Raw genomic sequence first — 14609 nt, 5'->3', positions numbered from 1 at the left:
AGGTTAAATGCTTTTTTAAAAATGAAAATCTTTTGGGAATGCCTCAGGTCGAAAAACTATGTTTCGCCCTGCTTAATGTTGTTTTTTCAATGCTGCAAAATCGCTCAATACGCATGCCTGAGCAGCAACTTTCGCTTTGGGTTGCAATGGTAGCGATTGGTGGCTGAATAGCAAAACGATTTAGTATAAACGTAAACCAGCGGCCAGTCAACGCTGAAACCAGTGTCTATTCCTCTCGGAAATTTGTTAAGTGGTAAGCCTGTCCTCGTGAAGCACAATAGAGAAATGAGCCCCTTTCACCGAGTGAAAGGACAACTGTCCGTTGAGCTGACGGGTGAGAATATTGACCAACTTTAAGCCCAGCGATTTCACGTTGTCGATGCTGAAGTCCTCTGGCAAACCGTTTCCGTTGTCGTCAACAGCAAGTTGCAGCTGGCCATCCGCAGTTCTTGTCAGCTCTACGCTTATTTCTCCTTCCGGCTTTCCTTCAAAAGCGTACTTGTATGCATTTGAAATTAACTCATTGAGTATAAGGCCCAAAGGTATGGCGAGATCAATATCTAGTTTAATATTTGATCCAGCTACCTTATTCACAATTCCGTTTTGTCCATTTGGGCTAAAAACAGTGGAGAGATGTTCCACTAATTCTTCTGCGTATTCCCGGAAATCAATCTCGGAAAGCTTCTCTGTCTGGTAAAGCTTTTGATGGATCAGGGCCATGGCTTTCACCCGGCTCTGCCCTTCCTGAATGGCGGAAATCATCTCAGGGTTGGCTGTGGACCTGCTCTGCATGTTGAGGATGCTGCTGATAACCTGGAGGTTATTTTTCACCCTGTGGTGTATCTCTTTAAGCAACGCCTCCTTCTCGCCCAGCGACCGGGCCAACTCCAGGCTTTTTTCCTCAATCTCCTGATTTTTCAGTTGAAGCAAAGTGTTGGATTTCGATTTGACTCTTTCGGAGCGGTAAGCGTAAACCAGGAAGACTGTCAGCAATGCAAGGCCGCCGAGCAGCAGGTACCTAAGCCGGGCCTCCGACCTGAGGCTTGACTGCTGCTGGGCGAGCGTCACCTGATTCAGGGCCAGCTCCTTGTCTTTTTTTTCACTTTCATATTTGGCTTCAAGTTGCATCACGGTTTCTCCTCTTTCAATGCGCTGAAGAGAATCCGAAAGCTCCTTCCAAACCAGTGTATAAAAATAAGCTGAGTCTATTTGATTAATGGCAGCAAATGACTCACGAAGCCCATCAGTGGATTTCATGCGTAATTCCAGGAATTTGTACTGCCTGGCCAATGCTATCGAAGCCCTCTCATGCGGAATGGCCTTTTCAGGAAAACCGCCCCGCCGGTAGTTGACAGCCAGGTTGTGGTTGGTGCTCGACATTCCATATTTATCGCCCGACCGGCTTTTCACACGCAGAGATTGCGTGTAGTAGTAGAGCGCCGAATCAAACTGAAGATTCTCGTCGTAGGTTACTCCCATATTATTGTAAAAAGCACCAAAGCCCCTGAGGTTGTCATCTTCTTTCAGCCCGGCCACTGACCGGCGGTAATAGCTCCGTGCCGAATCATACTTCTTTAAATTCATATAGGCCAGGCCAATATTGTTGTATGCACCTCTGATTCTGTTATCAGGAGCTCCTCCCTCAATGAGTAGATCGTGTGCCTTTTTGAACTGCTCTAATGACTTTTGATGCTGATCCTGAGCTTTGTAAACAAACCCAATGGCATTAACAGTGGAAGAAAGGGCTAGCGGGTTTCCCAACTTCTCCTTTATTTCGAGGGCGTTAAGATAGTACTCCATCGCCAGGTTCATGTTGCCCAGCCGGTCGTACACCAGTCCTATATTATGGTAGGAACCTGCCATTCCGCTTTCATTATGGCTGGCTTTTTCTACGCTTAGCGCTCTCTCAATATACTGTATGGCCGAATCCATCTCTCCTTGTTCTTCGAAAGCCCGTCCGTAGTTTTTATAAGCGTAGGCAAGCATCACGCTATCATGAGCGGCTTCTGCCAGTGCCTTTTGCAAACCAGCATAGTAAACAGAAGAATCAAAATTTTGCTGTACGAAACTGTACGACAGTTCATCAAGAAAAACCAACCTGAGTGAATCCGTGGGGGCTGTTTTGAGCTGTATTCTCAAGTCGTCAAACCTGTCATTTTGGGCAATTGCATTCACAGAGGCGAGGAGCAAAAAGGCAACAAAGAGTCTCCAAATACGCCGCATTGCATTGCTTGACGAACCCATCATACGCTCACTTTCATGTTTTGAATGACAATTGAGAAACGGGCTCCACCTGTGGACTGCACGGTAAGTTGGCCGTTGAGTTGCCGTGTAAGTATGTTCACCAGTTTCAGCCCCAGAGATTTCGCCTTCTCCAGATTGAAGTCGGCCGGAAGACCTTTGCCGTTATCAGCTACTTCAAGTTGCAATTGATCCTCTCCTACTCTTTTCAGTTCTACGCTGATGGCACCTCCAGTTTTTCCTTCAAAAGCGTACTTATATGCATTGGAAATCAGCTCGTTAAGAATCAGTCCCAGGGGAATGGCCATATCGATATCCAGCTTAATGTCGGGTGAGGTAACCGTTTTTACAATGCTCTCTCCGGTAGAGGACTCAAATATAGAGGAAAGGTGATCCGTGAGTTCTTCGGCATATTCCTTAAAGTCAATTTCTGATAACTTTTCAGTCTGGTAGAGCTTCTGATGAATCAGAGCCATAGCTTTCACCCTGCTTTGTCCTTCCTGGATGGCCGTGAGCATTTCGGGACTTGCTGTCGACCGGCTTTGCATGTTCAGAATGCTGCTGATCACCTGGAGGTTGTTCTTTACCCTGTGATGGATTTCTTTAAGGAGCGACTCCTTTTCTGCCAAGGCCGATTCGATGAGCTTATTTTTAGTTTCTATTTCCTGGTTCTGAATGCTTAGCTGATCGTAGGCTTTTGTTTTGGCACGCTCACCCCGGTAGATCAATCCGGCTAATAAAAGCACAATAATCATCCCTCCTATGAGGACAGACCGAAGCCTGGCTTCCTGTGTGAGCAATACCTGCTGCCTGTCGATATCGGCCTGTTTGAGTACCAGCTCCTTTTCCTTTTTCTCGGTTTCGTACTTAGCCTGCATATCATGAATGACCTGGCTGTTTTCAATATTGTAAACGGAGTCTTCCAGTTGTTGATATTGCTTATGATAACGCAGCGCCTGCTTGTAATCACCCAGCTTTTCATAGCTTTCTGACAGGCTGTGGCTCAGGTTAATCCTCAGCTGGTGATTGTTTATCTTTTCGGCTAGTTCGAGGGACTTGTTGCCGTAATAGCCCCCCTTTTCCGGCATGTCGATGCTGTTGTACAAACTATTCAAATGGAAATAGCTAAAGGCCATCGATCGAAGATCCCCCCTGGGTTCAGATAGCGCCAGCGACTTGTTAAAATAATACAAAGCGCTGTCCGGCATTTTCAGGTCAGTGTAGTCGTTTCCTATGTTGTTATAAGCACTTGGCAGGTTGGGTTCGTTGTCAAGCCCCTCATAGATAGCAATAGTTCTCAGATAGTTTTTAATGGACTTTCTTGAATCACCTTCTTCTCCGTAAATGATAGCCATGTTTGACAGCACCACGGCCACTCCTCTTTGATAGCCGATGCTTTCGAAAATATCCATGGCACGGGTGTAATGAAGGATTGCGTCGTCATGATAGCCAAGATAATTCTGTGAGTTGGCAATTCTATTGAGCACCTTGCCAGCCTCCAGGGAGTCGTTGATGCTTTCGTAGTAGGCAAGGTTTTCAAACAGCACTTTAATGGCTTCTGCGCTTCGATCTTGTTCTTCGTAAAGTTCAGAGAGTTGCAAATTAGCACTGGCAACCCCTTCCTTGTCTTGCGATTCACGATAGGCTGCGAGGGAAGCATCAACATACTTTTTTGCCGAATCGTAGCTGAAATGCTCATAGTGAAACTTTCCGAGCGCCAAATTGGCGTCGCCACGTTCCTTTGTCAGGTTGTGCTCTTTCGCAAGTCCAAGCGCTCTGTTCAGGTAGTTTAAGGCAGCCGAAGAATCGGTCTCAGTACTTTGCTGCCCCATGGTAATCAGCAGGGAAACTTTCACACCTGGCTCTTTGGCTGCTTGAAAAAGCTGCTGCAGGCTATCTGTCTGGGCTTGCAAATAGCCGGAGGCTACCAATACAGCAAAAAGCAACAGGCATGTTTTCTTGATCATCTTTCAGCTTGCTTTTGATACGTGCAGTCCTTCGTTGAGAGGCTAATATAGTGCTTTTGAGGGCAATTGTGCAGATTAATCAATGTTTGTACATCAAAGGAAGCCATGGGTTATGGACAGCTCTGTTATATGCGTGATCCGGAAAAAATATCAAATAATTGTTTGTAACGAGGCTACAGGCCAAAGCGCAATATAATTCAATTGTAACTAATTGATTATAAATTAAATATATAACCTATCATAAAGTATCAAGTTAGGTATGGTTTTTTACTGTTTTTTCAAAAAGCAGCATTCAGTTACGCACCTGATAAAACCCAGGCGGGTTTGCTTTCGTTATTTGTTTTGTCGATTTTTGACCCAGTTTGAAAAGAATCCTACAAATAGCGCTTGTTTTCACTTGGCTCCTCTCCATTGCAGGGGTAGTCGTGTCAAGGCATTATTGTGGCCCTTTTCTTAGGAACGTTGAGCTGGGGCACTCCACCAAGCACTGCTGCATGGATGCTGCCGACGAACCTAACGACTGCTGTGAAAACACAACAGAATACCAGAGCCTGGATGGAAATTTCGTTAAGGTTGAAAAACTGGCGCTTGGAACTCCCTCTCTTTATGTGCTCTACGCTATTGAGCTTCCCGACTTTCTGTCCTACGACGAAGAATATTCAACTCATTCACTATCATTTGCTGCAGATACTGGGCCACCTTTGCCTTTGTATCCCGCCTATATTTCCTTCGGTGCTCTTTTGATTTAGCCATTGGTCTTTTGCACAAAGCATGTTCCCATGCTTTAATATCCATTTGCATCAGACCAATGAATTTACTTTATGCTAAATCAAATCATTCGTTTTTTTCTACATAACAGGCTGGTTACTATCCTTATATTGATAGTGCTGGTGGGTTGGGGCATTGTTACGTCGCCATTCAATTGGAAGGTAGACGCTCTCCCCAGAGATCCTGTGCCGGTAGATGCCATCCCCGACATTGGCGAAAACCAACAAATTGTTTTCACCGACTGGGCAGGCCGATCACCGCAGGACATCGATGACCAGATTTCATACCCTCTAACCACTTACCTGCTGGGCATACCCGGTGTTAAGTCGATCCGAAGCTCCTCTGTTTTCGGGTTTTCGATGGTCAATATCATTTTTAGTGAAGACATCGAGTTTTACTGGTCCAGGTCCAGAATCCTTGAAAAGCTAAGCTCTCTGCCATCCGGTTTGTTGCCCGACGGCGTGCAACCCATGCTGGGGCCCGATGCCACAGCCCTAGGTCAGGTATTTTGGTATACACTCGAAGGCAGAGACAAAGAGGGCAATCCCACGGGAGGCTGGGACCTGCATGAAATCCGCACCGTGCAGGATTTCTATGTAAAGTATGGGCTCAACGCTGCCGAAGGGGTATCAGAAGTCGCTTCTATAGGCGGCTTTGTGCAAGAGTATCAAATCGACGTCAATCCCGATGCGCTCAAGACCTACAACATTCCCCTGATGGCAGTCATGCAGGCTGTGCGGCAGTCGAACAGGGATGTAGGCGCCAAAACCATCGAAATGAACCAGGCGGAGTACCTGGTGAGAGGCCTCGGCTATATCAAGTCGGTAGAAGATATTGAGAAGGCTGTTGTGGCCGTGCAGGACAATGTGCCCATCCGCATCAGTGACATTGGCCGGGTGAGCCTTGGCCCGGCTGCCCGACGTGGGGTACTTGATAAAGGAGGCGCAGAAGTCGTGGGTGGCGTGGTAGTGGCCCGGTATGGCTCCAATCCTCTGGAAGTAATCAACAATTTAAAAGCCAAAATTGCAGAGATAGCGTCGGGGCTTCCCAAAAAGACGCTGGCCAATGGTGTCGAAAGTCAGCTGACCATCGTGCCATTTTACGACCGTACCCAGCTCATTCATGAAACGATCGGCACACTTGAAACAGCGTTGTCGCACGAGGTACTCATTAGTGTGATTGTGGTGCTCATTCTCCTGCTCAATCTCCGGGCCTCTATTATCATTGCCAGTTTGCTGCCCGTGGGCGTGCTGGCCACGTTCATCGTGATGCGGTACTCAGGCGTTGATGCCAATGTGGTGGCCTTGTCGGGCATTGCCATTGCTATTGGCGTGATGGTCGACGTTGGGATTGTTTTCGTGGAAAACATCATTCGCCACCTGGAAATGCCGGAAAACCACGGCGCCAGCGGCACTGCGCTCCTGAAGGTGATTTATGAAGCCACAGTAGAAGTGGCGTCGGCCATCACCACTGCCCTTGCCACCACAGTGGTGAGTTTCGTTCCCGTGTTTGCCATGGAATCAGCTGAAGGAAAACTGTTCAAGCCACTTGCCTTCACAAAGACCTATGCGCTGCTGGCCTCATTTGTACTTGGCCTTGTGGTGCTCCCTACCCTCGCCTATTTCATTTTCGGCGTCAACTACGACAAGAAGAAAGTAAGACGGGTATGGAATTGGAGCTTCGTGGCCGCCGGCATTATGCTGGCCGTCTATTTTCAGATGTGGTTGCCTTTGGCACTGACCGTTGCCGGTATTAATAACATATTGGAAAGCAAATGGCCTCAACAGATCAGGCGATATACCAGCTACCTCAATCTGGCACTAGCCGTGCTCATCGCTACCTATTTTCTCGCTGAAGAATGGATGCCGCTGGGTGTGGGAAACTCACTAGTGCTGAATTATCTCTTTGTCATTGTGTTGATAGGGTCAATTTTGCTGGCACTTCTTTCGGTGGTGCATTTTTATGAACCGATCTTGAAATGGTGCCTGGTGAATAAGGGCAAGTTCATGCTGCTCCCGGCGTTTACCATTTTGCTTGGCGTTGTGATTTGGCTCGGGTTCGACACCGTTTTCAGTGTAGCTGGCAAAAAGGTGAGAGCCTCCCGGCCATGGAAGGTGCTGGCTGAAAAATTCCCGGGTATAGGTTCAGAATTTATGCCTTCGCTCAACGAAGGAAGTTATTTGCTGATGCCCACCTCCATGCCTCATGCCGGCGTGGAGCAAAACCGAAGAGTGCTTGGCCAGCTCGACATGATGGTGAGCCAGATTCCCGAGGTAGATATGGTGGTAGGGAAAATGGGCAGAACGGAGTCGGCACTTGATCCGGCGCCAATCTCTATGTACGAAAACATCATCAACTACAAGCCAGAGTACGTGGTGGATGAAGACGGCCACAGGTCAAGGTTCAAAACTGACACCGACGGCAATTTTGTGTTGACCTCCGGGGAGTCGCTATCCAACGAAGAGGCACTGCGGCTGGGAACAAGATACAGCCACCTCATTCCCGACAAGGACGGTCAATACTTCAGGAACTGGCGCCCCCATATCCAGTCTCCCGACGATATATGGGACGAAATTGTGCAGGTGACGAAAATACCTGGCGTCACATCCGCTCCGAAGCTCCAGCCGATTGAAACACGCCTGATCATGCTGCAAACTGGCATGAGAGCGCCCATGGGCATCAAAGTTTATGGCCCCGACCTGCCAACCATCGAGGCGTTCGGCATGCAGCTGGAGGGTATTTTAAAAGAAGTGCCCTCAGTAAAAGCGGAGGCTGTTTTTGCTGACAGGATTGTAGGCAAGCCCTACCTCCATCTCAATATCAACAGGGAGGCGATTGGCAGGTATGGCCTGACAGTTGAAGACGTGCAGCAAAGCATCGAAACGGCTATCGGCGGTATGAAAATCACCACGACGCTGGAAGGAAGGGAAAGGTTCCCGGTGCGGGTTCGCTATCCAAGGGAGCTTCGGGACGACCCGGAAACATTGGGGCGGATTTTAATCCCCACTCCTTCCGGCGCTCAGATTCCATTGGGCCAACTTGTGGAGATGGAGTATGTGAGGGGTCCGCAAATGATCAAGAGCGAAGAGACGTTTCTGGTCGGCTATGTGCTGTTTGACAAAAGGGACGGCTTTGCCGAGGTGGAAGTTGTTAATAGTGCACAAGCCGCCATTCAGGAAAAGATCGATGCCGGGCTTCTCAAAATACCTGCGGGTGTCAGCTATAAATTTTCAGGAAGCTATGAAAACCAGGTAAGAGCTGTGAAGCGACTGTCTATCGTGATCCCCATTAGCTTGCTGGTGATCTTCCTGCTGCTTTACTTCCAGTTCAAAACGGTCATTGCTTCCTCGATCCATTTTTCCGGGGTGTTTGTGGCGTTCGCAGGCGGCTTCATCATGCTTTGGCTCTACGGCCAGGAGTGGTTCCTGAACTTCTCCGTGGCTGATGTCAACCTGAGAGACCTGTTCCAAATGCACACGATCAACCTGAGTGTGGCCGTTTGGGTGGGCTTCATTGCCCTGTTTGGCATTGCCACCGACGACGGCGTGATCATGGGAACCTATATCCATCAGGTATTTGAGGAAAAGCAACCAACGACCATTCAGGGAGTTCGTGAAGCGGTGCTGGAAGCGGGCAAAAAGCGAGTCCGGCCAGCCATGATGACGGCGGCTGTTGCCATTATTGCGCTGCTGCCTGTCCTGTCATCCACTGGTAAGGGCTCAGACATCATGGTGCCCATGGCCATCCCGACATTCGGCGGCATGACGATTCAAATCATGACCATGTTTGTAGTGCCGGTGCTGCAGGCATTTTGGAGGGAAACAGTGATCAAAAAACAAATCAGGGAGGCAAAATGAAAAGCATCATCTATATCATCTTGATTTTGGCTGCCGGGGCAATTCAAGCACAAACGCTTGAAGAGTACCAGCAAATGGCCGCAGAGAACAATCCGGGTCTGAAGGCAACTCACAAGGCATTTGAAGCAGCCCTCGAGCAGGTGTCGCAGGCAAGTGGCTTGCAGGATCCGAATCTTACAGTCAGTGCTTTTGGCCAAATGATTGAAACACGTGTGGGGCCCCAAAGAGCCAGGTTCAGTCTTTCTCAAATGTTCCCCTGGTTTGGCACGCTGAAGGCGCAGGGCCATGTCGCTGCCTTGATGGCTGAGTCGAAGTACCAGGCATTTTTGGACGAGCGAAACAGGCTGTATTATCAGGTGGCCGCTGCTTATTATCCGCTTTACGAGCTCAACGCCTTCAAAACCATCGAAGCAGACAATATCCGGCTTCTGGAATCATACAAGGCCATAGCGACAGCAAAATTCAGTAGCGGCAGCGGTACGATGGTGGATGTGCTCCGGGTGGACATCATGCTCCAAAGTGCCAACACCAGGTTAACTATTCTTGACAAGGAAGAGGCTTCGCTGAAGACTGCCTTCAACAACCTTTTGAATCGGGATATAGGTGAAGACATAGTTGTTATCGATTCGCTGGCAGTGGACGACGCCCTAACTGCCGGCGATTCATTGCCCTCCACTCACCCACGGATAGCCGAACTGGAGTTGAAGATTGAGGGAAGCCAGGCAGCTGAATATGCAGCCCGTAAGCAGGGGCTTCCGAAACTGGGCGTCGGACTCGATTACATTATTGTTGGGGAAAGGACGGATTTAGCGGCAGGGGCTGCACCACCAGCCGACAATGGCAAGGATGCTATCATGCCAATGGTGTCTGTCAGCCTGCCGGTTTTCAGAAAGAAATACCGGGCGGCTGTGAAAGAGGCACAACTGATGCAGGAAAGTTATGCCTTTCAGAAGCAGGCCACTGTCAATGCCCTTGCTACCGACTACGAAGTCACAAGGTTTGAGCTTGCTCAACAAAGGGAGTTGGTAGGTCTTTACGAAGGACAATCCACTCAAACTGACCGTATGCTGGAGCTTCTTTTCACAGCCTACAGCAATTCGGAAGCTGATTTTGAAGAGGTGCTGGCCACGCAGCAACAATTGCTGCAGTATCGGAAAATGAAAGTCGAGGCAGCCGCAGCTTACCAGGCGGCACTCGCCAAATTGTATTATGTGACAGCTAAAGTTTATTGAAATGACAATAGATAAAAAAACAATAATAACCGGCCTGGTTACCCTGGTAATGGGGCTGTTGATTGGATGGCTGATTTTTGGGGATTCTCCAAAAATATCAGCAAATGAAGACCATCAGCATGGTTCAGCAGAAGAGACAATATGGACATGCTCGATGCATCCCCAGATTCGTCAAAATGAGCCTGGGCAATGCCCCATTTGCGGAATGGACCTCATCCCACTTGAAAGTGGCATGGACGAAGGCATTGATCCAATGGCCATCAGCATGTCGCCTGTGGCTATGCAGCTTGCCAATGTGAGCACAGCCGTGGTTGGTTCAATGGCGCCAGTCAAATCGGTGAAGCTCATTGGCAAAGTACAAGCCGACGAGCGCCTGATTTTTTCGCAATCATCTCATATTCCTGGCCGTATCGAAAAGCTACTCATTAATTTTACGGGAGAATATGTACGGAAAGGACAAACCATCGCCTTTTTGTACTCCCCTGACCTCGTGAATGCGCAAAAAGAGCTTTTGGAGGCATCGAAAATGAAGGCCACCCAGCCGCAGTTTCTGGAGGCAGCCAAAGAAAAGCTTAGAAATTGGAAGCTGACCAATAGCCAGATCGATGAAATACTTGAAAGCGGCGTCGTCAAAGAATCGTTTCCGTTGCTTGCCGATAACTCTGGCTATGTAATTAACAAACTAGTGAACCGGCATGACCACGTTGCACAGGGCCAGGTAATCTACGAAATAGTCGATTTATCCAGCGTATGGGTGCTTTTTGATGTTTATGAATCGGATATGACGTGGGTCAAAAAAGGCGACAAGATACCTTTTAATGTAGCGTCTTTGCCAGGCGAAACCTTCAGCGGCACCATCTCTTTTATCGACCCCATCATTGACGCCCAAACGAGGGTGGCAAAAGCAAGAGTGGAAGTGAAGAACAGCGCATCGAAGCTGAAGCCGGAAATGTTTGTGTCGGGTACGCTGGAAGCCAACCTTCCCGGCAAGGCTGAAAATATCGTCGTTCCCAAAACTGCAGTGATGTGGACAGGTCAGCGGTCGGTGGTATATGTAAAAGCAGCCAGCAGCCAGTCAGTTAGCTTTGTCATCAGAGAGGTGGTGCTTGGGCCTGCCCTTGGCGATAGCTATATAGTGAAGGAAGGCCTCGAAAACGGCGAGGAGATTGCAGTCAATGGCACATTCAGCATCGACGCAGCCGCACAGCTGGCAGGAAAGCCCAGCATGATGAATCGTCAGCCTGATGGTAAGGCGGCCTTTAATCACGACCATATGGTCATGCTAACGGATCAGAAAACAGCCGAGAGTCAATCCGGTTCGGGTGTGCCTGCGGCATTCAGAAACCAGCTGACAGATTTCGCCATGGCTTACATCAGTTTGAAAAATGAGTTGGTCAACGACGATCCCGAAAAGGCTCAAAAACTGGCGGGAGCAGCAAAGGAAAAGTTATCGAAAATTGACATGAAGCTCTTGAGCGACCACCAGGTTCATATGGCCTGGATGAGCACACTGGAGTTGTTGGAAGAAAACTTAAAGTTGATCGCCAACACCGGCGAGTTGGCCACTCAGAGAGCAGCCTTCGTGCCCCTGTCTTCTGCTCTCATTCAGGCAGTGGAGCAATTTGGCATAGCGAACACAACCTTCTATCAGCAGCATTGCCCTATGGCCGACAGCAACAAAGGTGCCGACTGGCTTAGCCTGGAGAAAGAAATAAGAAACCCCTACTATGGAGATGCTATGCTCTCCTGCGGGTCTGTAGAAAGAACAATTACCCCTGTAAAATAATTATTAACTAATTTTAATCCCTATTATGAGAAACATTGTATTGACTTCCCTTTTTGCTGCAGCATTGGCATTGAGTGCATGTAACAGCAACCCAAAAACTACTGAAGAAGCAGCGACGCATGATGACGCTCATCACCACGAAGCAGCTGCCTCCGACACTACTGTGGCAGCCGCTTCCTATATTTGTCCTATGAAATGCGAAGGCAGCGCAAGCGATAAACCTGGCAAGTGTCCCGTTTGCAAAATGGACCTCGTTGCGGTGGAAGAAACTCCTGCTGAAAAGTAAGTGATGAGAGTTATTCATATAGTATTGGTCTGTGCGGTTTTTATGTTGGCTGCCTGTAGCGACGGAAATAAGTCTGGCACAGCGAACTCCTCCGGACAAAAGCTGGCTGCGAAAGACATTTCTCTTGCTACACTGAAGCTTCGAAACCTCGACGGTAGCGAGTTGGATGTCACCACCTTGGCGGGCAAACGGGTTTTTGTCAATTTCTGGGCTACCTGGTGCAAGCCTTGTTTGGCCGAAATGCCTTCCATTGAAAGAGCAACCGAATTACTTGCGAAAGAAAACGTCGTGATGCTGGCAGCGTCGGATGAAAAGCTTGAAAGGATATCGAAATTTAGAGAGAAGAATAGCTATTCTTTTGATATTGTTGCCACGGAAGCCGACTTGGGTGTTTTGGAAATATTTGCCTTGCCCACTACTTTCATTTTCGATGAGCAGGGAAAGCTGGTATACAAGGAAACTGGTGCCCGGGAATGGGACAGCCCTGAAAGCATTAAGTTAATTAACGAGACAAATAAGCTATGAAGAAAGAGTTATTTGGGGCCATCATTGTTGGTGGTTTGATTTTAAAAGGATGCGCACCGGCGCCGAGTGAAGAGCGGATGCCTGTGCAAAGACTTGAGGCCACTCACCTGAGTGGAGCCTCGCTGCCTTTTCTGTCAACGGATGCATCTGGCAAGGTTATCCTCTCTTATGTGGTGGACAACGATTCTTCGGCGGCCTTGCATTTCACCACACTTGCTGACCAACAGTGGAGTGCGCCGGTGAAAGTGGCTGAAGACACCAACTGGTTTGTCAACTGGGCCGACTTCCCGTCGGTCATTTCCTGGGGCGATGGCAAAATGGCCGCACACTGGCTGGAAAAAAACTGGACGGGAGGCACAAACTACCACGTAAAAGTCAGTCGGTCTCAGGACTTCGGTGCTTCATGGAACACACCGGTTACTTTGCACAGCGATACGCTTCCGAGGGAGCATGGCTTCGTTTCGCTTGTTCCCTTCCCTAGTGGCCGCATGTTTGCTTCCTGGCTCGACGGACGCAAGTATCCACCCGCCAGCGAGCATAGTGGGCACGACTTGAGCAATGAAATGACCCTTATGGGTGGCTATGTCGCAATTGACGGACATGTGGAAGGAGAAGAGCTGCTCGACGAACGGGTATGCGACTGCTGCCAGACAAGTTCTGTTTTAAGTGACCACGGCCTGATTACCTTCTACCGGGATCGCTCCGATGACGAGGTGAGAGATATAGCCGAGGTGAGATGGACAGAAGAAGGATGGACAGCGCCCAGTCTGCTTGGTGAGGATGGCTGGGACATTATGGCCTGCCCGGTAAATGGCCCTCAGTCGGACGCCATCGATGAGCAGGTGGCTGTGGTCTGGTTTACAGCAGCCGATGAGAACCCCAAGGTGCAGCTGTCGCTGTCAGGTGATGCTGGGGAGCATCCCTCGGTTCCTATCAAAGTCAGCCATAAGTCGACTGTTGGAAGAGCAGACGTCAAACTTATCGACAAAGACTACGTGGCCGTAAGCTGGATAGAGGTAGTTGAAGAAACCGGCATTTTAAAAGTAGCTGTGTTCACTATAGATGGGCAGCGGCTTGAAGAATGGGACATCACAGAGATTTCAACTGAGAGGAAGACAGGGTTTCCACAGCTGACTTCTGACGGAAAAAGCCTTATTATTGCATGGACTTCTGACAATGCTGTCAACACGGCAATGATAGCACTCAAAGAACTCTAGTATATTCGTTCAATTAATCTGTTGTTAACTAAAACCCTTATAAGTAATGAAAAACGTTAAATTATTTTTTGGTGTATTGGCTGTTATCCTTTTCGCTACAGCGAGCCAGCGTGCAATGGCTCAGCTTCAAGCTCCTGCGCCTAGCCCAGCAGGTTATGTTTCGCAGAATGTTGGCTTTACAAAAATTAGCGTTGACTATTCATCGCCAGCAGTAAAAGGCAGAAAAGTTTTTGGTGACCTGGAAAAGTACGGTGTAACCTGGAGAGCAGGTGCCAACGGCCCAACGATGATTGAATTCAGCACCGGTGTAAGCATCGGCGGAAAAAATGTAGGAGCCGGAAGGTATTCTCTTTTCATCACTCCTCAGCAGAGTGGCGAGTGGACTATCCACTTGAACAGCAAAGGCAATTCAGTATTTGCCTACATGAAAGATGGTAAAATTGACGAAGAGGCAGTAGCCAAAGATGATGTGGTTGCTGTAAAAGCCGCCCCAGTAATGGCTGCCGATTCGATGGAGAGATTGGCGTATTCTGTTTCTGCTGAAGACAACAAAGTGGCTAAAGTAACCATGGCCTGGGATAAAGTGAGACTTTCATTTATGGTCGACACTCAGGTTAGCCAGAAATTGGAAGGATTCACGAACACGCTGAAATAAGCAGTAGCTGTTTCCTCAGAGACTCAACGGCCCCGTTCAAACGATTTTGGACGGGGCTTTTGTTTTATTAAAAGG

At 48.6% G+C, this 14609-nt stretch carries 10 protein-coding genes; 8 read left to right on the top strand and 2 right to left on the bottom strand.

Going from position 1 to position 14609, the window contains the following annotated elements; all coding sequences use genetic code 11:
- Positions 1–246: 246 nt before the first annotated feature.
- Together ACMVP2_RS25640 and ACMVP2_RS25635 are read right to left on the bottom strand one after the other, a co-directional pair.
- Positions 247–2247, bottom strand: a complete 2001-nt coding sequence (locus tag ACMVP2_RS25640) for a tetratricopeptide repeat protein (RefSeq protein ID WP_416865690.1) — start codon at positions 2245–2247, stop codon at positions 247–249.
- On the bottom strand, positions 2244–4208 hold the full coding sequence (locus ACMVP2_RS25635; RefSeq protein ID WP_416865689.1) for a tetratricopeptide repeat protein: 1965 nt from the start codon (positions 4206–4208) through the stop codon (positions 2244–2246). Before ACMVP2_RS25635 ends, ACMVP2_RS25640 begins: the two co-directional genes overlap by 4 nt.
- A gap of 362 nt (positions 4209–4570) precedes the next feature.
- Here ACMVP2_RS25635 and ACMVP2_RS25630 point away from each other — a divergent pair, with 362 nt between their 5' ends.
- The 8 genes from ACMVP2_RS25630 to ACMVP2_RS25595 all read left to right on the top strand — a co-directional run bounded on the left by ACMVP2_RS25630 (position 4571) and on the right by ACMVP2_RS25595 (position 14534).
- Positions 4571–4957 carry an HYC_CC_PP family protein gene (locus tag ACMVP2_RS25630; RefSeq protein WP_416865688.1) on the top strand — a complete coding sequence of 129 codons (387 nt, stop codon included), beginning with the start codon at positions 4571–4573 and terminating at the stop codon, positions 4955–4957.
- Between the two features lie 72 nt (positions 4958–5029).
- Positions 5030–8833: an efflux RND transporter permease subunit gene (locus ACMVP2_RS25625; RefSeq protein WP_416865687.1), complete on the top strand. Its 3804-nt coding sequence runs from the start codon at positions 5030–5032 to the stop codon at positions 8831–8833.
- Positions 8830–10065 carry a TolC family protein gene (locus ACMVP2_RS25620; RefSeq protein ID WP_416865686.1) on the top strand — a complete coding sequence of 412 codons (1236 nt, stop codon included), beginning with the start codon at positions 8830–8832 and terminating at the stop codon, positions 10063–10065. Before ACMVP2_RS25625 ends, ACMVP2_RS25620 begins: the two co-directional genes overlap by 4 nt.
- 1 nt (position 10066) lies before the next feature.
- Entirely contained in the window at positions 10067–11851 is a 1785-nt protein-coding gene (locus ACMVP2_RS25615; protein ID WP_416865685.1) for an efflux RND transporter periplasmic adaptor subunit, read from the top strand.
- Positions 11852–11876: 25 nt separating this feature from the next.
- On the top strand, positions 11877–12137 hold the full coding sequence (locus tag ACMVP2_RS25610) for a heavy metal-binding domain-containing protein (RefSeq protein ID WP_416865684.1): 261 nt from the start codon (positions 11877–11879) through the stop codon (positions 12135–12137).
- Positions 12138–12140: 3 nt separating this feature from the next.
- Positions 12141–12662: a TlpA family protein disulfide reductase gene (locus ACMVP2_RS25605; protein WP_416865683.1), complete on the top strand. Its 522-nt coding sequence runs from the start codon at positions 12141–12143 to the stop codon at positions 12660–12662.
- On the top strand, positions 12659–13879 hold the full coding sequence (locus ACMVP2_RS25600; RefSeq protein ID WP_416865682.1) for a hypothetical protein: 1221 nt from the start codon (positions 12659–12661) through the stop codon (positions 13877–13879). Before ACMVP2_RS25605 ends, ACMVP2_RS25600 begins: the two co-directional genes overlap by 4 nt.
- A gap of 46 nt (positions 13880–13925) precedes the next feature.
- Positions 13926–14534 carry a DUF2911 domain-containing protein gene (locus tag ACMVP2_RS25595; RefSeq protein ID WP_339793272.1) on the top strand — a complete coding sequence of 203 codons (609 nt, stop codon included), beginning with the start codon at positions 13926–13928 and terminating at the stop codon, positions 14532–14534.
- Positions 14535–14609: the final 75 nt, after the last annotated feature.

Origin of the sequence: Imperialibacter sp., assembly GCF_048007035.1 — a bacterium.
Taxonomy (GTDB): Bacteria; Bacteroidota; Bacteroidia; order Cytophagales; family Cyclobacteriaceae; genus Imperialibacter.
This window is presented reverse-complemented; position numbering and strand designations above follow the sequence as displayed.